Source organism: Polaribacter batillariae (genome assembly GCF_017498485.1).
Lineage (GTDB): Bacteria > Bacteroidota > Bacteroidia > Flavobacteriales > Flavobacteriaceae > Polaribacter > Polaribacter batillariae.
On record NZ_CP071795.1, the window covers coordinates 2369464 to 2391084 of the forward strand.

General features: G+C 30.3%; 21 protein-coding genes and 1 pseudogene. 20 read left to right on the top strand and 2 right to left on the bottom strand.

Annotated features, from left to right (window positions below):
• Positions 1-5: 5 nt before the first annotated feature.
• The 15 genes from JL193_RS10435 (at position 6) to tsaB (ending at position 13600) form a co-directional block, all read left to right on the top strand.
• Positions 6-1469: a T9SS type A sorting domain-containing protein gene (locus JL193_RS10435; protein WP_207970746.1), complete on the top strand. Its 1464-nt coding sequence runs from the start codon at positions 6-8 to the stop codon at positions 1467-1469.
• 102 nt (positions 1470-1571) lie between these two features.
• A complete protein-coding gene (locus JL193_RS10440) occupies positions 1572-2309 on the top strand; it encodes an energy transducer TonB (RefSeq protein ID WP_207970747.1) in 738 nt (245 codons plus the stop codon).
• A gap of 97 nt (positions 2310-2406) precedes the next feature.
• Positions 2407-3153 carry a deoxyribose-phosphate aldolase gene (gene deoC / locus JL193_RS10445; protein WP_207970748.1) on the top strand — a complete coding sequence of 249 codons (747 nt, stop codon included), beginning with the start codon at positions 2407-2409 and terminating at the stop codon, positions 3151-3153.
• Between the two features lie 2 nt (positions 3154-3155).
• A complete protein-coding gene (locus tag JL193_RS10450; protein WP_207970749.1) occupies positions 3156-3737 on the top strand; it encodes an acyltransferase in 582 nt (193 codons plus the stop codon).
• A complete protein-coding gene (locus JL193_RS10455) occupies positions 3731-5794 on the top strand; it encodes a gliding motility protein RemB (RefSeq protein WP_207970750.1) in 2064 nt (687 codons plus the stop codon). The genes JL193_RS10450 and JL193_RS10455 overlap by 7 nt, the downstream gene beginning before the upstream one ends.
• A 278-nt stretch (positions 5795-6072) precedes the next feature.
• A complete protein-coding gene (cyoE, locus tag JL193_RS10460) occupies positions 6073-6975 on the top strand; it encodes a heme o synthase (RefSeq protein ID WP_207970751.1) in 903 nt (300 codons plus the stop codon).
• A gap of 98 nt (positions 6976-7073) precedes the next feature.
• Positions 7074-7661: a cytochrome c oxidase subunit 3 gene (locus tag JL193_RS10465; RefSeq protein WP_207970752.1), complete on the top strand. Its 588-nt coding sequence runs from the start codon at positions 7074-7076 to the stop codon at positions 7659-7661.
• A gap of 55 nt (positions 7662-7716) precedes the next feature.
• Positions 7717-8697 (top strand): cytochrome c oxidase subunit 3, encoded by a 981-nt coding sequence (locus tag JL193_RS10470; protein WP_207970753.1) that lies wholly within the window; start codon positions 7717-7719, stop codon positions 8695-8697.
• An 85-nt stretch (positions 8698-8782) separates the two neighbouring features.
• On the top strand, positions 8783-9121 hold the full coding sequence (locus JL193_RS10475; RefSeq protein WP_207970754.1) for a cytochrome C oxidase subunit IV family protein: 339 nt from the start codon (positions 8783-8785) through the stop codon (positions 9119-9121).
• A gap of 80 nt (positions 9122-9201) precedes the next feature.
• The gene (locus JL193_RS10480; RefSeq protein ID WP_207970755.1) at positions 9202-9867 is read left to right on the top strand and encodes a hypothetical protein; all 666 of its coding nucleotides are present in this window, start codon (positions 9202-9204) and stop codon (positions 9865-9867) included.
• Positions 9864-10508, top strand: coding sequence for an SCO family protein (locus JL193_RS10485; protein WP_207970756.1), 645 nt, complete (start codon positions 9864-9866; stop codon positions 10506-10508). The genes JL193_RS10480 and JL193_RS10485 overlap by 4 nt, the downstream gene beginning before the upstream one ends.
• 87 nt (positions 10509-10595) lie before the next feature.
• Positions 10596-11063: a DUF420 domain-containing protein gene (locus JL193_RS10490; RefSeq protein ID WP_243456729.1), complete on the top strand. Its 468-nt coding sequence runs from the start codon at positions 10596-10598 to the stop codon at positions 11061-11063.
• Complete coding sequence (locus JL193_RS10495; RefSeq protein ID WP_207970757.1) at positions 11056-11277, top strand: hypothetical protein; 222 nt, start codon at positions 11056-11058, stop codon at positions 11275-11277. Before JL193_RS10490 ends, JL193_RS10495 begins: the two co-directional genes overlap by 8 nt.
• Before the next feature lie 222 nt (positions 11278-11499).
• Positions 11500-12825, top strand: coding sequence for a TolC family protein (locus JL193_RS10500; RefSeq protein ID WP_207970758.1), 1326 nt, complete (start codon positions 11500-11502; stop codon positions 12823-12825).
• An 88-nt stretch (positions 12826-12913) separates the two neighbouring features.
• Positions 12914-13600 carry a tRNA (adenosine(37)-N6)-threonylcarbamoyltransferase complex dimerization subunit type 1 TsaB gene (gene tsaB / locus JL193_RS10505; RefSeq protein ID WP_207970759.1) on the top strand — a complete coding sequence of 229 codons (687 nt, stop codon included), beginning with the start codon at positions 12914-12916 and terminating at the stop codon, positions 13598-13600.
• Here the strand turns inward: tsaB and JL193_RS10510 are convergent.
• Both JL193_RS10510 and JL193_RS10515 read right to left on the bottom strand, forming a co-directional pair.
• Positions 13597-14409, bottom strand: a complete 813-nt coding sequence (locus JL193_RS10510) for a mechanosensitive ion channel family protein (protein ID WP_207970760.1) — start codon at positions 14407-14409, stop codon at positions 13597-13599. The two genes, tsaB and JL193_RS10510, sit on opposite strands and share 4 nt — an antisense overlap.
• A gap of 392 nt (positions 14410-14801) precedes the next feature.
• A complete protein-coding gene (locus tag JL193_RS10515) occupies positions 14802-15002 on the bottom strand; it encodes a dodecin family protein (protein WP_207970761.1) in 201 nt (66 codons plus the stop codon).
• 161 nt (positions 15003-15163) lie between these two features.
• On the opposite strand from JL193_RS10515, the gene JL193_RS10520 reads away from it, so the two are divergent.
• From JL193_RS10520 to JL193_RS10540, 5 genes and pseudogenes are all read left to right on the top strand, one after another.
• A complete protein-coding gene (locus JL193_RS10520; protein WP_207970762.1) occupies positions 15164-15514 on the top strand; it encodes a toxin-antitoxin system YwqK family antitoxin in 351 nt (116 codons plus the stop codon).
• Between the two features lie 414 nt (positions 15515-15928).
• Positions 15929-16519 (top strand): RNA polymerase sigma factor, encoded by a 591-nt coding sequence (locus tag JL193_RS10525; RefSeq protein ID WP_207970763.1) that lies wholly within the window; start codon positions 15929-15931, stop codon positions 16517-16519.
• Between the two features lie 133 nt (positions 16520-16652).
• Complete coding sequence (locus JL193_RS10530; protein WP_207970764.1) at positions 16653-17792, top strand: FecR family protein; 1140 nt, start codon at positions 16653-16655, stop codon at positions 17790-17792.
• Between the two features lie 169 nt (positions 17793-17961).
• The gene (locus JL193_RS10535; RefSeq protein WP_207970765.1) at positions 17962-18360 is read left to right on the top strand and encodes a hypothetical protein; all 399 of its coding nucleotides are present in this window, start codon (positions 17962-17964) and stop codon (positions 18358-18360) included.
• A gap of 41 nt (positions 18361-18401) precedes the next feature.
• Positions 18402-21614: pseudogene (locus JL193_RS10540) on the top strand (SusC/RagA family TonB-linked outer membrane protein); the annotation flags it as partial.
• Between the last annotated feature and the right edge of the window lie 7 nt (positions 21615-21621).

Consider the following 21621-nt stretch of genomic DNA (forward strand, 5'->3'; position numbering starts at 1 on the left):
AAACTATGAAAACAAAATTACTTTACTTACTTATTTTTACTTTTACTATAAGTACCTATGCACAATTAAGTTTTATTGAAAAAAACACACCTTTTAAAGCAATGTCAAGTGGAGAAATTAAATTTGCAGATGTAGATAACGACAGTGATTTAGATGTTTTAATAACGGGTAATCACGAAGATACAAACAATGCAACATCAACCTCTATTGCAGAACTGTATTTAAATGATGGTATGGGAAATTTTACCTTAGATACAAGTAATAGTTTTCAAAAGATGTACAATACTGCAATAAGTTTCTTTGATTTTGATGGAGATAATGATTTAGATTTACTCATGTTAGGGCAACCAGATACAGGTCAGCCAGTATCTAGATTATACAGCAATAATGGATCTGGAAATTTCACCTTAGTAACCAACACACCAATAATTGGGGTAGCATCTGGTACAGTAATTACAGCAGATTTAGATGGTGATAATGATTTAGATATTTTTCTTAGTGGTTATAAAGATGTAAATGATGGTAGGCAATCTAAAGTATATTTTAATGATGGATCAGGTAATTTTGTAGAATCAACAAATAACCCGTTTATACCAGTTTCAGGAGCTTCTTCAGATGCTGCAGATATAGATAATGATAACGATTTAGATATTATTCTTTCTGGATATGATTTTTCAAATAATGCATACATCACGAAATTATACATCAATAATGGTCAAGGTTTTTTTAGTTTAGACTCCACAAGTTCTTTTGATGGTTTTAATAATGGAGATATCCGTTTTGAAGATTTAGACAACGATGGCGATAAAGACATTGCCATTGTTGGTGGTACAAGTGCTTTTAACATACCCATACAATCTAAACTATATATAAATACAGGTAATGGTAGTTTTACAGAACAGAATGCCACTTACGATTCTTTAATTTTAAGCGATTTTGATTTTGAAGATGTAGATAATGACAATGATTTAGACCTGATAATTATAGGAATGAACAGTACCTCACAAACAATTTCTAATCTGTATTTAAATGATGGATCAGCAAACTTTACGTTACAAAGTTCTGTAAACTTTTTAACAGTTCATAAAGGAGATGTAGCTTTTGCAGATGTTAATAACGATAATAAAAAAGATATCTTATTGTCAGGTAAAAACATATCTAACAATGGTTCTTTAGATTTTATCAAATTGTACATGAATCAATCTACATTATCATTACAAAATAATGCATCTTCGAGAATTAGCATATTTCCAAATCCAGCAAATACCTTAATAAACATAAAACTTCGTCCAAATCCAGCAATCAAAAAAATAGTCATTTATAATATACTTGGAGAAAAAGTTTTGGAGAAAAATAGAATAGAAAAATCAGAAATATCCATAGACATATCTAGCTTAAATAAAGGAGTTTACCTATTAAAAACCATTGCAGAAAAACAAACCATTTCTAAAAAATTAATAGTCAATTAAAAAAACCAACTAGCAAAGCACTAAAGCACCAAATTTCTTTGGTGTTTTTTTATGGCACGAACTTTGATTTAACAAAGTCTTAACACATAAAACTTTCTAATTATGAAAAACCTAAAAAAACTACCAACCAAACAATTAGAAAAGTTCTCTAACATTTTTACCCAGTTAGGACTTGTATTAGTGCTCTTCGTTGTTTACATAACACTAGAACACCAAACCGAAGAAAAAACGATAGAAACTTTGGGAATAAGCAATGTAGTACCTACTTATATTGAGCCCGATCAAAACATCGTTTTTCAAAAAGAAGAAAAGGTAAAACCTAAAGCTCAAAAGCCTAAAGTTTTTATTCCAGAAGAGGTTGTAAAAGGAAGTGACGATCTTCCTGAGACTATTATAGATACTCCAAAAGAAGAACCTGTAGTTTTAAATCCAGATGATATTGTAACAGTAGATATTCCTGAAGATAACGATCCTATTGTAAACGATGTTCCTTTTATAATGATAGAAGACGCGCCCGTTTTTAAAGGTTGTGAAGGTTTATCTAAAGAAGAAAATAAACGTTGCTTCGATAAAAAAATGAAACAATTCGTACAACGTAATTTCGATGCTGGTTTAGCAAGCGAATTAGGTTTAAGAGCTGGAAAATATAAAATTCAAACGCAATTTTTAATTGACGATAAAGGAAACGTTGTCGATATAAAAATTAGAGCACCACACAAAAAATTAGAAAAAGAAACCAACGATTTGATTAAAAAATTACCAAAATTTACCCCAGGAAAACAAAGAAACAGACCTGTAAGAGTTCGATATACACTACCCATAGCTTTTAGTGTAGAATAAAAAGATTGAAACCCAACTGAAAAGTTGGGTTTTTTTATGCAACTTAAAAATAAAATCTATTAACATTCTTAATACAAGGTTTTAGTACATTTGTAAGATGAATGTCAGTCGATTTTTAGATGCTACTTATTTAAAAACAGCACAACAAGCACAAATTTCTGAAGAAGAAAATTTGCAAAAAGTAATTGCACTCGTAGAAGAAGCCATTTTATACGATTATAAATTAATTATGATTCGTGCAAAATACATCTCTATTGTAAAAAGATGGTTAGCAGATGCAAAATCTTCTACATTAATTGGTACCATAATTGGTTTTCACGAGGGAACATCTACTATTGAAGAAAAATTAAAAGAAGCACAAACAGCGATCGATTTGGGTGCAAATGAGCTAGATTTTGTAATAAATTACAAAGCTTTTAAACAAGGAAACATCAATGTAATAACCCAAGAAGTTATTACAGGTACAAATCTTTGCCTTAAGAATAATAAGGTCGTGAAATGGATTATTGAAGTTGCAGCCTTAACAAATAAAGAAATAATTGTAATTTCACAACTGATTAAAAAAATCGTTTTAGAGAATTTTGGAGAAGCAAATGCAAAAAATGTATTTGTAAAATCGTCCACAGGATTTTTTAAAACCGAAAATAACTTGCCAAATGGTGCAACGTTTGAAACCATGAAGTTAATTATAGAAAACGCAAAACCATTACAAATAAAAGCTGCAGGAGGTGTTAAAGATTATAAAACTGCAGTAAAAATGATAAATTTAGGAGTTGATAGAATTGGCACATCATCATCAAAAGCAATTGTAACCAAAGAAAAACAAACCAACCAAGATTACTAATTTTGAAAGAATATTTCGCACACGAAACTGCAGTAATAGATGCAGATTGTAGTATAGGAAAAGATACCAAAATATGGCATTTTAGTCATATCATGTCTCATTGTGTTATAGGAGAATCGTGTAACATTGGGCAGAATGTGGTAGTTTCGCCCAAAGTAATTTTGGGTAAAAATGTAAAAGTGCAAAACAATGTTTCTATTTACACAGGCGTTATTTGCGAAGACGATGTTTTTTTAGGACCTTCTATGGTTTTTACAAACGTAATAAATCCAAGAAGCGCCATTAAAAGACAAAACGAATATTTAAAAACCATTGTTAAAAAAGGCGCAAGTATTGGTGCAAATGCGACCATTGTTTGTGGTAATAATATTGGCGAATATGCCTTTGTTGGGGCAGGTGCAGTCGTAACAAAAGAAGTTTTATCGTATGCTTTGGTGGTAGGAAACCCATCTAAACAAATAGGTTGGGTTAGCGAATATGGGCATAAACTAAATTTCGACAAAAAAGGTTTTGCCATTTGTAAAGAGAGCCAACAAGAATATCAATTAAAAAATAATACTGTTATAAAATTATTAGGATGCTAAAAAAATACATATTTCTAGTTTTATTATTCCCAACAATATTTTACGCGCAAACAGAAAGATATCCAGTATTCGATGTTTGTAAAGGAGCAGATATTGCCAATATTAAAGACTGTTTTTTATCGACAACCAAAAAACATTTTTTTGCAGAATTTAAAACCCCACCAATTGTAGAGAACGAAAATTATAGCGGCGTTGCTACGGTTTTATTTATGGTTACAGATCAGGGAGAATTTAAAATTATCTATGTAAACACGCCTTACGAAGAGGTAAAAAAAGAAGTAGAAAGAGCTTTTAACGTGTTTCCAAAAATTTCTCCAGCAAGATATAACAACCACGATATAGAAATGAAGTTCGAACTTCCTATTCATTTTCCAATCGAAAAAAATACGGAACTTAAAAAAATATCAAAAAACGAAGAACCAAAAGAAGATTTATTTGCAATTGTAGAAAAAAGCAGAATTGCAGATTCTACTTTTTTAGAACATAACAGTCTGTTAAACATACCTTTTACACACCAAAAATATGTAGATTACGAATTTGCAATGCACAAAGCAAACGGAACGCATACAGCTTCAAAACCTTATACTTATAGCGAAGTTAATAAATATTTTAACCTAACAGAATACAAAAAGAAATTCTTAAAACCAGAGGTAAAATCTTGGGTTGGTAATAAAATTTGGAACGAACATTTGTTGCAAGTTAAAAAGAAAGACTTTTGGTTTACGCTCGATTTTTTGGTAGATGTGCAATTAGGAAAAGACAATTCGAATGTTTCTTATACCTATAATAACTCCCGAATTTTAACCCTAAATGGAGGTTTGGGCGATAAACTTTCTTACTCTGCAACTGTGTATGAGAGTCAAGGAAGATTTGCAAATTATTTAAATAGCTATATTTCAAATCGTTCTTTATTAACAAGACCAAAAAATTCTGAAGGTTTGGTACCTGGAAGAGGAAAAGCAAAAGGATTTAAAGAAGACGCTTTCGATTACCCAGTTGCAGAAGGTTATTTAGCCTTTCAACCCAATAAATTTATGCAGTTTCAGTTCGGAAATGGTAAAAACTTTATTGGAGATGGTTACAGGTCGTTTGTTCTTTCTGATGTTTCTTCGCCAACCACTTACTTAAAAATGAAGGTCGATTTTTGGAAATTCCAATACACCAATGTTTGGATGTGGAATACAGAACCATCCATTTCTACAGTTTCAAACCCAAACGAACACGCAAGAAAATACATTGCAGCCCATTATTTAAGTTTAAATATTACCAAAAAATTAAACATAGGTTTCTTTGAAACAGCCATTTCATCAGGAGAACAAGGTTTTGATGCTGGTTTTTTAAACCCTGTAATTTTCTATAGATCTGTAGAATTTAATAGAGGAGAAGATGCAGGAAATGCAATTATTGGTTTAACAGGTAAATACAAGTTAAACCATAACATTTCTTTGTATTCTCAATTAGTGGTAGATGAGTTTTCTGTTGGAAATCTAAACAATTTAGGCGATTGGAGAAATAAATTTGCCTATCAATTAGGAGCAAAATATTTTAATGCTTTTAATATAGATCATCTTTTTCTTCAATTAGAATATAACTATGCAAGACCGTACACATTTGCACACAGGTCTCCTATTTTAAATTATGGAAATTACAGTCAGCCAATGGCACATTTATGGGGTGCCAATTTTTATGAAGCAGTTGCAATTGCCAGATATACAAAAGATAGATGGAGTTTTAATGGGAAATTAATTTTTGGTAAAAAAGGATTCGATTTTGAAGACGAAGCCATTAGTTATGGAGGAAATATATATCAATCTTACGATAATCGTTTTGGAGATACAGGAAACGAATTAGCTCAAGGAAACACTGCAAAAATTTTTATTGCAGATTTTCAAAGTAGTTATTTATTAAATCCCTCTAATAATTTAAGTCTTTTTGGAAGTTTTATGTATCGTAAATTTGCTCCAAAAGAAGCAACAAATGCATATCCACAGGGCAATACAGTTTGGTTTTCGGCAGGAATAAGAGCCGACTTGTTTAATTGGTATAAAGATTTTTAATTTTTTTTGCATTTTAAATTAAAATATTACTTATATTTGAAGTGTGATTCCATAGAGGGTCACACTTTTTCTTTTTCATAGCAATTTTCCCACTCAATTTTATTGAGTGGGTTTTTTTTAGATTCACTTTGCGAGTTCAAATTTTATCAATATAATAAATGTTTAAACGCTAGTTTTCCAATATAATAAATGGTATAAATTACAGGATGTCAAAACCTCGTTAAAAACTATGGTAAATTCAGATTTATCAAATATCTTTGCAAACCAATTGTGGTTTTATGAATACAACTGTTATTTCCGATAATAAAACAACTATGCAAACGATACTATTTGACTTTAAGCAACTAACCAAAGTTGGTTTGTCTTTAAGTGTGGTATTTTCTTCGGTTGCAGGGTACTTATTAGCAGCAGAAGTTGTAAGTTTTTTTACACTTTTTTTATTAGCGATAGGAGGTTTTTTTATGGTAGGTGCATCGAATGCTTTCAATCAAATTATCGAAAAAGATACAGATGCAATAATGAAACGCACACAAAACAGACCTTTACCAACAGGAAGAATGTCTGTAAATACAGCACTTACCATTGCAATTACCTTTACTATTTTAGGAATTGCCATTCTGTACAGCATCAATCCAAAATCGGCATTATTTGGTGCCATTTCTATCTTTTTATACACAAGTGTTTATACGCCTTTAAAAGCGGTAACACCTTTGGCAGTTTTTGTAGGAGCCATTCCAGGAGCCATTCCTTTTATGTTAGGTTGGGTAGCCGCCACAAATAATTTTGGTATCGAAGCAGGTTTTTTATTTATGATTCAGTTTTTTTGGCAATTTCCTCACTTTTGGGCAATTGGTTGGTTACAATACGAAGAATATAAAAAAGCAGGTTTTTACATGCTACCAATGAATGCGAAAGATAAAGGAGCCATTAAACAAATTATTTTTTACACTGTAATTATGATTTTGGTTTCAATTGCACCAGTTTTAAAAGTTTCTGGCGATTTTTACATATATCCTGCAACAGCAGTAATGGTTGCTTTATTTGGTGTAATAATGTTGTATTATGCTGTAAAATTGTATAAAACCGAACAAAATATAGATGCCAGAAAATTAATGTTATCTAGTGTGCTATACATCACTGTAGTTCAAATTATATATGTAGTAGATAAATTTTTGCATTAAATCGAAAATAAAACGCAGAAACGCTAAAAAAAACACAAAGTTCGCAAAGAAATTAAAAAAAATGCGTGTTTGTAATTTTTGCAGTTAAAAATAATAAAATGACACAAGAACAAACATTAGAACAAGAATTAACAGTTGCCAAAAAAAAATCGGCAAAGCCTATGTTATGGGTTTCTATGATTAGTATGGTAATGTTTTTCGCAGGTTTAACAAGCGCGTATGTAATTAGTATGAAAAGAGACGATTGGGTTTCTTTCGATTTGCCAGATGCTTTTTATATAAGTACTTTTTTAATAGTTGCGAGTAGCATTACATTGTTTTTATCACAACGATTTTTAAAACAAGATAAAAGGCAATTATCACTTATTTTGGTAATTGTAACACTACTTTTAGGAATTGGTTTTATCTGGCAACAATATGTGGGTTTTAATCAATTAAAAAGTATTGGCTTGTATTTTACAGGACCAGAAAGTACGGTTTCAACCTCTTTTATCATTGGCATTACATTTATGCACATTTTGCACTTGCTAGCGGGTATAATTGTGCTATTTGTTGTTATTTATAATCATTTTAAATACAAATACAAACCAAATGATATGCTAGGCTTTGAACTTGGTGCTATTTTCTGGCATTTTGTAGATATATTATGGATTTATCTATTTTTCTTTTTCTATTTTATCAAGTGATGAAAAATGATTAATTTTGCCAAACTAATTAAGAATTAATTAACAAAAAACTTATATGGAAGCAAATATTGCTATACCTTCTAATAGTAAAGATACCTGGAGTGGTGGTAGCGCAAAACCTTTTGGCGCTAGTTATGGTAAAATGATGATGTGGTTTTTCATCGTTTCAGATGCATTAACTTTTTCTGGCTTTTTAGCAGCTTATGGTTTAACTCGTTTTAAATTTATAGATTCTTGGCCAATTGCAGACGAAGTTTTTACGCACGTTCCTTTTGTACATGGAGAATTTCCTATGATTTACGTTGCAATTATGACGTTTATCTTAATCTTTTCTTCTGTAACAATGGTATTGGCAGTAGATGCCGGGCATCAAATGAAAAAAAATAAAGTAGCTTGGTATATGTTTGCGACCATTATTGGAGGTATTATTTTCGTTGGCTCACAAGCTTGGGAATGGAGTACCTTTATTAAAGGTTCTTATGGAGCTGTTAAAACTACAGATGGTAAAGTATTACAATTTGTAAAAGATGGCAAACAAATTGCCTTGGCAGATTTTGTTACGGGAGAAAGAACAGACGAAAGAGTGCAACACACTCGAAAAAACGGGTTGTGGTTCGAAGCAGAAGAAACAATCTCTAACTATTCTGTAAACCAAGTTATAAATGCCTACAATGCAAACCCAGCAATTCAGGTAAGAACAGAACTAATTAATTTAGACACCAAAAAGAAAACAATACTTTCTAGAGAAGATGGCGCAAAAGAATTAGCAAAAACCAAAATGGTTGTAGAAGGGGCAAATTTAAAAGTAAACGAGTATGGAAATACCATTTTCGCAGATTTCTTTTTCTTTATTACTGGTTTTCATGGCTTTCACGTATTCTCTGGAATAATAATTAACATTATTATTTTCTTTAACGTTATTCTTGGAACTTACGAGAGAAGAGGACATTACGAAATGGTAGAAAAAGTAGGGTTGTATTGGCACTTTGTAGATTTAGTTTGGGTATTTGTATTTACCTTCTTCTACTTAGTATAATAAATTAAAACCTTAAGGGGTAAACCTTTAAAATCAATTTAAATGTTTTTTCTGCAAAAGCAGGAATCTAAAATAGCAAGAAAAGATGGCACACGCACACGAATCAAATACGAAAAGAATATGGATAGTTTTTGGTATTCTTTCTGTTATTACTTTAGTAGAAGTTTACTTAGGTATTATTAAACCAGAAGCATTACACCTACATGGTCCTGGAACAAGCTGGTTAAACTGGATATTTATTATCTTAACTTTAGCAAAAGCTTACGGAATTGCATGGGTTTTTATGCACTTAGAAGGCGAAAAAAAATGGTTTAGACGTTCCATCGTTTGGACCGCAGTTTTCCTAATCATTTATTTAGTAACCCTATTATTAATTGAAGGAGAATATTTGTATGACACCTTATCACCACTTGTAAGATGGTAATTTAAATACATAAGGGTGGTTTTAAACCACCTTTTTTTATACTCAAATTACTTTTTAGGTAGCATTTAAAAACACAAATCATGAAAATTACAAAAAAAAGAGTCGTATTATTTTTGCTCTTTATTTTTCCTTTAATCTGTTTCTTGATTCTTTCTACTGGAAAAAATAATTTTACCAAACTACCTGTGTTAACTAAAAATGTAATAGATATATCTGCAATTAAACCCTCTAAAACGTTTAAAGACCATATATCTGTAGTTTGTTTTTTAGGAGATAATATCGAAGTAAATAAAGCTGGTTTTTTTAATTTGAATGAAAAAATTTATAAAAGTTTTATAGACTACAAACAATTTCAAATTATTGCTGTGTATCCTAAAGAAAAAGAAGTACAAGTAGCAGTTCTTAAAAAAGAAATAGGTGCTTTTACAGATATGGCAAAATGGAATTTTATTGCGGCTGATAAAGAGGAAATAAAAATACTATTTTCTAGTTTTAAAACGAACGAAAATTTGGCAAATTTATACACCTCTAAAGCTTTTTTAATAGATAAAAATGGCAATTTAAGAGGAAGAACAAATGATAAAGATAGCACAATCTACGGAAAACTATTTGGTTACAACATGCAATCTGTTGCAGAATTAAATGCCAAATTAAAAGACGATATTAAAGTACTTTATTACGAGTACTATGCAGCATTTAAAAATAAAAACGAAAATAAAGCCGATAGAAAAGAAGTAGGATTATGAAAAAAAAATATTCGTACGTAGGTATTGCCTTTGTTATTTTATTATTTGGAATTTACACAGTTCCAAAAGTAGTAGATCGTTTTAAAAAATCGGATTTGGTAAAATTTAACAAAGTTCCAGATTTCGAATTTATCAACCAAGAAGGAAAAACAATAACAAATAAAACCTATGATGGGAAAGTATATGTTGTTGAATTTTTCTTTGCCACCTGTCCAACCATTTGCCCAATTATGAATCGTAAAATGTTAACCATTCAAGATGAATTTTTTGGAAACCCAAATTTCGGAATCGCTTCAATATCCATTACTCCAGAAATAGACACACCTAAAGCTTTAAAAGAGTATGCAAAAAACAACGGAATTACGCATAAAAACTGGCATTTATTAACAGGAAAAAGCGACGATGTTGTGTACGCGCTTTCTAACAAAGGTTTTAAATTGTATGCAGGAAAAGGAGATGCAGCACATGGTGGTTTCGAGCATTCTGGCTTATTTGCTTTGGTAGATAAAAACGGTTACATAAGATCTAGAAAAGACGAATTTGGAAACCCAATTATGTATTATAGAGCCATTGAAGAACAAGGTTTTCCAGATCAAATAAAAGAATTAAAAGAAGACATAAAAATGTTATTAGATGAGTAACACTAAAACAAATTCAGCACAAGGTTTAGCACAAGAAAAAAATACAAAAAGATAATTACAGCATTATCGGTTATTATTCCTGTTGCAGTGGCTGCACTTTTTGGAGTAAACCTTAGAAAACTAGGTTTCGATGTACAACCCTTAACTTTTTTACCACCCATTTATGCAACTATAAATGGCATAACAGCTGTTCTTTTAATTGCAGCAGTGGTTGCTATTAAAAAAGGAAATAAAAAATTACACGAGCAGTTAAACACAACTGCAATTGCCTGTTCTTTGTTGTTTTTATTAATGTACATTGGTTACCACATGACGTCAGACTCAACTAGCTTTGGTGGAGAAGGCCTTATAAAATATGTATATTATTTTATTTTAATAACCCATATAATCTTATCTATAGTTGTAATTCCTTTTGTGTTAACAACCTATATGCGAGCAAAATTGGGTAATTTTCCAGCCCATAAAAAAATAGCAAAACGAACTTTTCCACTATGGTTGTACGTTGCAGTTACAGGTGTAATAGTATATTTAATGATCGCTCCTTATTATGTATAAAAAGCAATTTCTTTTTCTGTTTGTTTTATTGTTTTTTACAATAGAAATTAGCTCTGCACAATGCGCAATGTGTAAAGCTGTTGTAGAAAATGGAAATACTTCAATGGCAGAAGGTGTAAATAATGGCATTAGTTACTTAATGGTATTTCCTTACCTGTTAATTGGCGCTTTATTTTTTACAATATACAGGTATAATAAAAAATCTAAAATTTAACGTTTCAATAAGAAGCTAGTTTTGTAACAAATTTTACATTTAGTCGTCTTATAATTGCTGGCAAAAGTTAAAATGTTCATTTTTAAATAAAAAGTGTTCGATTTTGATAGAAATTTAAAATGAAGATAATAGTAATGTGCTTATTATTAATATTTTAGGTTTTTATTTTTTTTGGTACAACTATTGAGAAAAATCAATCAACATAATATAAAATTTAAGATTTTGAAAACCAACCTTATTCTATTTGTAGCCTTATTTGTTTCAATAGCTACTTTTTCACAAAAAAAATGGACTTTAAAAGAAGCTGTAAATCAGGCTTTAGAAAAAAACATTAGCATTCAACAAAACAAATTAAGCTTAGAGCTCGCAAAAAAAGACGTAGATATTGCAAAAGGAAATTTTTTACCTAATTTAAGTGGAAGTTCATCTGGTAGATTTGGTTTTGGGTCTTTCATAGACGATGTAAGTAATACAAGAATTTCTACAGATAACTTTAATGCATCTTTCAACTTAAACTCTAGCGTTACTGTTTTTAATGGTTTTAGAAATACAAATACATTTAAGCAAGCAAAATTGGGTGTAGAAACAAGTTTGTACGATTTAAAAAAGATAGAAAACGATATTTCTTTGCAAGTTGTAGATTCTTATTTAAATGTTTTATTTGCAAAAGAAAATTTAGAAGTTGCTAAGATTCAAGCAGAAATTAGTAAAAAGCAAATAGAAGCCGCAGAAGCAAGGTTTAAAGCGGGTGCCATTGCCAAAGGCGAGTTGTTAAATGTTCAATCTACAGCAGCAAACGATTTACAAAACGTAGTAACTCAAGAAAATGTATTAGATTTAGCATTGTTAACTTTAGCTCAATTATTACAAGTTCCATCAGAAAATTTTGATGTAGCTCCCATAGAATTAGAAACACCTTCTACTAGCTTATTGTATGAAAATTCTACAATAGTGTATAATAAATCTTTAAATTACATGCCAGAAATTGAAAGAGCTAAGTTAAATATCGAAAATGCAGATTTTAATATTAAATTAGCAAAAGGAGCTTTTTTACCTACATTAACAGCTTTCGCAGGAATGGGAACAGGATATAGTCATAGATTTAACGAAATTTTTTCTAATGATTATTTTTTTAAACAATTAAATGACAATTTAGGATATAATGTAGGTCTTTCACTTAATGTTCCAATTTTTAATCGTTTTCAAACAAAAAATAGAGTTGCACAATCAATCATCAATAAAAAGGTTTCTGAAACAAGGTTAGAAAATGAAAAACTACAATTAAAACAAACGATAGAGCAGGCATTTTTAGATGTAAAATCTGCCTTAAAGGCATACGAAGCTGCAAAAATTTCTTTAGAAGCACAACAAGAAGCCTTTAAAAATGCCCAAGAAAGATACAATTATGGGGCCATTACTTTGTTTGATTTTGATTTGGTAAGAACGCGTTTGGTTAATGCAGAAGGGTTAATGATTCGATCTAAATACGACTATGTATTTAAAACCAAAGTACTACAATTTTATTCTGGAGAATTAGTTTTCGAATAATAAAAGCATCATAAACAAAATAAAGATGAACCTTGCAATTTTGCGAGGTTTTCTTTTTACGATAACTTATCTTTGCTAAAAAATAAATTTGGCAATTATACTTAACATAGAAACTGCAACCAAAAACTGCTCTGTAAGTCTTGCAAAAGATGGTATTATTTTAGCAATTAAAGAGTTAAATAATGGCAATTATTCTCATGCAGAAGTTTTACACCCATTTATTAAAGATATTTTACAAGAGGCAAACATTTTAAAATCTAAAATCGATGCAATTGCTGTAAGCAAAGGACCTGGGTCTTATACAGGTTTGCGTATTGGAGTTTCTGCTGCAAAAGGGCTTTGTTTTGCTTTAAACAAACCCTTAATTTCTATTGATACTTTAACCTCATTATCACATGCTATTTTTGTTGAAGAAGGAAACATTGTACCAATGTTAGATGCTAGAAGAATGGAAGTTTATACAGCTGTTTTCAATAAAAATCATCAAAAAATAAAAACAACAACAGCACAAATTATCGATAAAAACTCTTTTTCTGAATATTTAGAAAAAAATAAAGTTTATTTTTTGGGGGATGGTGCTCAAAAATGCAAAGAAATAATTACTCATAAAAATGCTGTTTTTATTGATGATAAATTTCCGTCTTCTAAAGAAATGGCAAAATTATCATTCGAAAAGTACAAAAAAAACGACATCGAAGATGTCGCTTATTTCGAACCTTTTTATTTAAAAGATTTTATTGTTATTCCTGAAAAGAAAAAGAAACCTACTTTTTAGTTTTCTTCTTTTTTATTAATTTGTACGTTATGTGGGTAAGGAATTTCTATACCTGCAGCATCTAATGCTTCTTTAATATTTTCCATACAGTCGAAATAAACTGTCCAATAATCTGCAGTAGTACACCAAGGTCTTACAGCAAAATTTACAGAACTATCTGCCAATTCTAAAACAGTAACTCCTGGAGCAGGATCTTTTAAAACCTTTGGATGCGAGGTTAAAACATTCATGATAACGTTTTTGGTTTGCTTAATGTCTGCATCGTAAGAAACACCTATTACCAAATCTACACGCCTTGTGCCCTCGCTTGTATAGTTTACAATATTTCCGTTAGATAAAGTTCCGTTTGGAATTATAATTTCTTTATTAGACAACCCAGTTAATTTTGTAGTAAATATTTCTATTTCTTTTACAACACCTATTTCACCTTGTGCTTCTATTAAATCGCCTATTTTAAAAGGTTTAAAAATCATAATTAAAACACCTCCTGCAAAATTGGCTAAAGAACCTTGTAACGCCAAACCAACAGCCAAACCAGCTGCTGCTATAATTGCAGCAAAAGAAGCAGTTTCTACTCCTAATTTTGCGATTACTGTTATAAATAAAATTATTTTAAGAGCCCAACTTAATAAGTTTCCTAAAAATTGCTGTAAAGAAACATCTACATTTCTTTTTCTTAGTATCTTTCTAGTTGTATTAACAATAATTTTAATAATAATTAAACCAATAATTAACATGGCAACTGCCATTAGAACTTTTGGTGTGTATTCGATTACAACTTTTTTAAATTGATCTAAATATTGTTCCATAATAAGTTTTATTTTTTAAAAATTAAAAAAACAAAGTTAATAATAAAGCAGTAATTGCTAGTGTATATTGTGTATAAATAATTTCAAATAACCAATGGTATTACTTATATAAATGTGTTTCTCTCTTTTTTTGAAAGACTAAAAATATATCTACAAATTAAGCAGACATAAGAATAAAGTTACTAAAATTATAAAAATGGCTTACAATATTTTTATTTTTAGAGCATATAAAAGAAGCTGTCTCGAAAGTATTAAAATTTGTTATTTCGACTGTAATAGAGAAATCTTATTTACTGAATTTTCAGTATTTTATATTTTTCGACTTTGGTCAAAATAACAGTTAAATTTACTTTTGTGACAGCCTCTTAGAGTAGTAGTGTATTTTTTTTAAGTTAGTTTACTTCAAAAGTAATTTTTAAGTTTACTCTAAATTCGGTTACATCGTCTCCATTTACAACGGCACTTTGCGATTGTACAAATACCGATTTGATATTTTTAACGGATTTCGATGCTTGTTTTACTGCTTTTTTAGTTGCATCTTCCCAACTCTTTTCTGAGTTTGCTAGTACTTCTATTACTTTCATTACTGCCATAATATTTGTATTTAAGGTTTATATGTTTTTGTAAATATAATAAAATCAATCTTTTAAATCAATTAAATTTCTAATGTTAATTTAATGTTACCAAATTGTTTGTAAATTGTTAGATTATAATTATATTTGTAAATATAATGTTAAACCTTAAAATTAAAGTCATGAAAAAATTAATAACAATTTGCATGTTTTGCTTAGTTGCAATAGGGTATGCTCAAGAAAACAAACCGACTTTTAAGGCAGAAGGAGATTTGGTAAAAGCGACTTATTATCACGAAAATGGTTCTGTGAGTACAGAAGGTTATTTTAAAGATAAAAAATTGACTGGAAAATGGACTCGTTTTGATAAAAAAGGAAATAAAACACATTTAGCTTTTTATAAAGAAGGAAAAAAAGTTGGAAAGTGGTTTATGTGGGAAGGTGAATCTTTAAAAGAAATTACATACATTAACAATGCTATTGTAGATGTTAATTTGTGGAAATCGGAATCTAAATTAGCTTCTAACAAATAGTTACTTTTAAAAAGTAAACATAGCGAAAGCCCAAAGTGTTAAACACTTTGGGCTTTTTGTATTTTGTTGTCTCGTCTTAAAATAGGTAAACAACATTAACTTCATTTATAAGTACATCAAAAAAATAAAAAAAGAAGCACTCTTAACACAATTATTTTAACAATCGAAGTGCAAATGTTGCTATGCAATCTTTAAGTGTAAAAAAAATGGTATTGGTTATCAAAAATCAAAACAATAATAATATGATTTTTGCAAAGTTCCCATTTAAGTATTTCTTTAAATGCATTTATCCTGTGTCTTTTAAACGTATTGTTAGGAACTAAAAATAATAAAAGTTATCTTGCTATTTTTTAAAGAAAATTCTAGTTGATTGACTTACATTTATTTTTCGTAAAATGTTTTTAATTTTTTTAAATGATGTTAAAATCTTTAACAGATAATGAGCTTGTAAATGAAATAACATTTGGGAATACAAATGCGTTTAAAATATTACACGATAAATATGCCCATTCAATGTTTTTGTACGCCTATAACGTAATTAAAGATAAGCAAATATGCGAAGACATTGTTCAAAACATTTTTATAGATTTATGGTCAAAAAGAAAAGAAATAAAAATAACGAGTGTAAAATCTTTTTTATTTAGGGCTGTAAAATATCAAATATTCAATTATTTTAGAGACCAAAAATTCAATAAAGAAGATGTTACGCGCCTTAATCTTATAGATATTTCTATTGATGCTTTAAAGAAAATGGAATACAGTGAGTTAGAAATAGCTGTAAAAAACTCGGTGTCTAAACTACCTAAACGTTGCAAGGAAATTTTTGAATTAAGTAGATTTGAAAACAAAAGCAACAAAGAAATTGCAGAAATACTTAACATTTCAATCCAAGGCGTAAAAAACCAAATCTCAAAAGGCTTGAAACATGTAAAACAAGATTTAAAAAAACAAGGACACCAAATTTATTTTATTTGTTCTTCACATCACTTAAACTACATTTTATAAAAAACACAACATACTGTTAATAAGTCTTTTACATATTTATGTTTCCTTAATGTTAAAAAAAAGTAAATTTTAAGGTGTACCAAACCTAAACTTTTGTTACTTATTAATAACAACAAGGTTTAAAAGAGTAAAAATGAATAAAAAGAAAGCAAAGAAGCTTTTTTCAAAATATATTAATAATGAATGTTCTGGAAAAGAAATTCGAAAACTAGAAGTTTTTTTGGATTCTTACCAAGACAAAAAAAATATTTGGAAAGAAGAATTGGCAGATAAAAAGTTATTTCAAGCAAACTCATGGTCAAAAATTCAATTTCAAATAAAAAAAGAACAATCAAAACAAAAACATACTTTTACTACTTTTTTTAAATATGTTGCAGCAGCTTCTGTATTAATTGTAATTTCTTTAGCATTTTATTTTACGAAACAAGATTCCCAAAAACAGTTCCTAGAGCCTATAATTGTTAATAATCAAATAGAAAAAGGTACTGACAAGGCCGTGTTAATGTTATCTAACAATAAAGAAGTTGTACTAGAAAAAGGAAAACCATTTAATGATAAAAACATTATAAGTGATGGTAAAGAGCTTGTTTATAAAAAATCCGATATAAAACAAATCGCCTATAATACCCTTACAGTACCTCGTGGAGGAGAGTTCCAAATTACATTGTCTGATGGTACTAAGGTTTGGCTCAACTCAGATACCAAAATAAAATACCCAGAAGTCTTCTCAAATGGTAAAGAAAGGCAAGTGGAGCTAGTATATGGAGAAGCTTATTTTGATGTCTCTTCCAGTTTTTTAAATAATGGCACATCATTTAAGGTTTTAAGCCAATCTCAAGAAATTACGGTCTTAGGTACAGAGTTTAATGTAAAAGCCTACAAAGAAGACTCAATTATTTATACCACACTCGTAGAAGGCAGTGTAGCAATAGACATATCTGGTAAAAATCAGGTTTTAAAACCAGGAGAACAAGCCGCACTTAACTTAAAAAACGACAATATTACAATATTAAAAAATGTTGATGTTTACAATGAAATTTCTTGGAGACAGGGAGTTTTTAGTTTCGAAAACAAACCATTAGCAAACATAATGCAAACACTTTCTAGATGGTACAACATGCAGGTTACTTTTGATGATAAATCACTAGAAAGTTTACGTTTTTCGGGAAAACTTAAAAAAAGTCAAAGTATTGAAGATATTATGACGGCCGTAAAAAACTCTAGCATTATAAATAATTACGAAATAAATAATAAAACAATCTTTCTAAGATAGTTGTTATCTAAATAAAGTTGAACCCAAAAACAAATAAAACGATGTATAATAGAAAAAAGTAAAAAAAAAGAAAGAAATAGCACTTAAAACTTTGGACGGTAATAGGCCATTTCTTTCCAAAAATCTTATTAACCAATTAAATATTTAACTAACTAATATATGCTAATTTATGAAATTTAAATTAATAGACGGCTTTTTGTTGAATACAAAAAGACTTTTTAAACTAACTATGCGAACTTTTATCTTTTTATTCTTTTCAGCAGTTTTTGCAGTTTCGCCAAACAGTTCTTTCTCTCAAGTAAAAGTGGTAATAGATGCCGATAAAGAGGTAACTGTTAACGAGGTTTTTAAAATCATTAAAAATCAAACAGATTATACTTTTGTATATCAAGAAGGTATTTTCAAAAAACAATCTAAAATTCAATTAAAAAAAGGAAAAGTAAGAGTTGATAATTTGCTGAATCAAATCATATTAAATAGTAATCTAGACATAGTGGTTACTTCAGGAAATACAATTCTTATAAAGGAGAAAAAAAGAAACAACAAACAAAAGTTTCAGGTACTGTAAAAGACGGAACAGGTTTACCTTTACTTGGGGTTACAGTATTAGTAAAAGGAACAGGTAAGGGTACTACAACCGATTTTGATGGGAATTATAGTATTAATGTTCCAAATCCAGAAAACGTATTGGTTTTTTCTTTTTTAGGTTTTGAAAACAAAGAAATTACAGTGGGCAACCAAACCGTTATCAATGTTACGTTAAAAGAAAGTACAGAATCTTTGGAAGAAGTAGTTATTACTGGTATTACCACAACAGATAAGCGTCTTTTTACAGGGGCTTCTACTTCGTTAAAAGCGTCAGAAATTCAATTAGATGGTGTGCCAGATATTAGTAGGTCTTTAGAAGGTAGAGCTGCAGGGGTGTCTGTTCAAAACGTATCAGGTACTTTTGGTTCTTCTCCAAAAATACGTATTCGTGGAGCTACTTCTATATTTGGTAACTCTAAACCACTATGGGTTGTAGATGGTGTTATTTTAGATGATGTGGTTGAGTTAACATCAGACGCCTTATCGTCTGGAGACCCAAATACACTTATTAGTTCTGCTATTGCTGGTCTAAACGCAAATGATATCGAAAGCTTTGAAGTACTAAAAGATGGTTCTGCAACCTCAATTTACGGTGCTAGAGCGATGGCTGGGGTTATCGTAATAACCACTAAAAAAGGTAGAGCAGGTGTAAGTAGCTTTAACTATACAGGAGAATCAACTTTTAGATTAATACCAAGCTACAATAACTTTAATATTATGAACTCTCAAGAACAGATGTCTGTTTATGAGGAAATGAGAACAGGTGGTTGGTTAAACCCTGCCGATCTTGCAAAAGCTAGAGAAAGTGGTGTTTATGGTAGAGCTTATCAATTATTTAGAGTTTATGATGAAACCACAGGTAAATTTGCGCTTGATAATACAGATGCAGCATTAGCAGCATATTTAAGAGAGGCAGAATATAGAAATACGAACTGGTTTAATAGGTTGTTTAATGCGAATGTAATGCAAAACCATACCTTAAGTATGTCTTCTGGTACAGATCGCGCCACCTATTATGGCTCAATAAGTGCTTTAGTAGATCCAGGATGGACCAAATCTAGTAATGTAAACCGTTACACAGCAAACTTTAAATCTATTTTTAAAATTACAGACAAGCTTACTCTTAATGCTATTAGTAATGCATCTTACAGAAAACAAAAAGCACCAGGAACTTTATCACAAAGAACAGATCCTGTATCTGGAGAAGTAGTAAGAGATTTTGATATTAACCCATATTCTTTTGCCCTTAACTCTTCAAGAGCACTGGATCCTAACACATTTTACACAAGAAACTTCGCTCCTTTTAATATTTTGCACGAGCTAAGAGAAAATTACATGGATTTAAACATTGTAGATCTAAGATTTCAAGGAGAACTTCAATATAAAATATTTCCAAAGGTTGAGCTTAGCGTTTTAGGAGCTTTAAAATACCAAACTACGACTCAAGAACATAATTCAACAGAATTTTCAAACCAAGCAGAAGCTTACAGAGCTGGTGTAGTTCCTGGAAATGAAGATACTACTATAAGAGACAGTAATCCGTATTTATACCAAAATCCAGACGATCCGTTTGCGCTTCCTATTAGTGTATTGCCCGAAGGTGGTATTTACAGACGTACAGACCATAGTCTATTAGGTTATGATGTAAGAGCCACAGCATCTTATAAAAACATATTCAACAATATACATACTGTTAATTTCTATGCAGGTATGCAATCTAATAACGCTAGAAGAAAAACGGTTAACTTTACAGGTTGGGGATTACAGTATTCTTTAGGAGAAATTCCTTCTTACGGATATGAATTATTTAAAAATGGGGTTGAAGAAAATTCACTTTACTACGGATTAGCCAACACCAACTTTAAAAATATTGCATTCTTTGCCAACGCTACATATTCGTGGAAAAGACGATATACTATAAACGGAACCTTCCGTTACGAAGGTACAAATAGACTTGGTAGATCTAGAGCTTCAAGATGGTTGCCAACTTGGAATGTCTCTGGTGCATGGAACGCCCATGAAGAAGAATTCTTTGACGATTTAAAGCCTGTTTTATCTAATTTTACGCTTAAAGCATCGTATAGTTTAACAGCAGATACAGGACCACATTTTGTTACCAACTCTGTTGTTGATATTAGAAGTTTAAATCCTTGGAGACCAACTGCCGATACGAGAGAAACAGCATTACAAATTAGTTCTCTTGGAAATAGTGAGTTAACTTACGAAAAAAAGCACGAACTTAATATTGGTGTAGAGGCAGGATTTTTAAACAATAGAATAAACGTAGCAGCCGATTGGTATAGAAGAGATAATTTTGATTTGATAGGTCGTATCAACACACCAGGTGTAGGTGGTGAAATAAATAAGTTTGGAAATGTTGCTAATATGGAATCTAATGGTTTTGAATTGTCTGTTTCATCAACCAACATTAAAACCGACGATTTTTCGTGGAATACGAATTTTGTTTATTCCAAAATAAAAAATAAAGTTACAAAACTAGCAACAAGACAACGAGCTGTAGATTTAGTTACAGGTAGTGGTTTCGCAAGGGAAGGTTTTCCTGTAAGATCTCTTTTTTCTTATCGTTTTAATGGTTTGAGCAATATTGGGCTGCCTACTTTTTTAAACGCAGAAGACGAATCTACAGTTTCAAATATCAACGTTCAAGAACGAGACGATCTTAGCTTTTTAGAATACTCTGGTTCTTCGGATCCTACAGATGTTGGAAGTATAGGTAATATTTTTAAATACAAAAACTTAACTTTAAATATTTTTACAACTTATTCTTTTGGTAATGTAGTTCGTCTGAGCCCTGTTTTTAGTTCAGGTTATTCAGATCTTACAGCCTTCCCTAGAGAATTTGAAGATAGATGGGTGGTACCAGGTGACGAAAACTTTACCAACGTACCACTTGTGGCAACCACTAGACAACAAAATAATTATGGTAATTTTAACCTTGCCAGGTCTTATAACCTTTACAATTACTCGAACGCACGTATCGCTAAAGGAGATTTTGTAAGGCTAAAAGAAATATCGCTTCAGTACGATTTCCCAAAATATTTTACCAATAAATTAGAAATTAACAACTTGTCTTTTAAATTACAAGCAACCAATCTTTGGTTGTTATATGCAGACAAGAAATTAAAAGGACAAGACCCAGAGTTTTTTAACTCGGGAGGTGTGGCAGTACCATTGCCAAGACAAATTACGTTTACCTTAAGATTAGGTTTATAAAAATAAA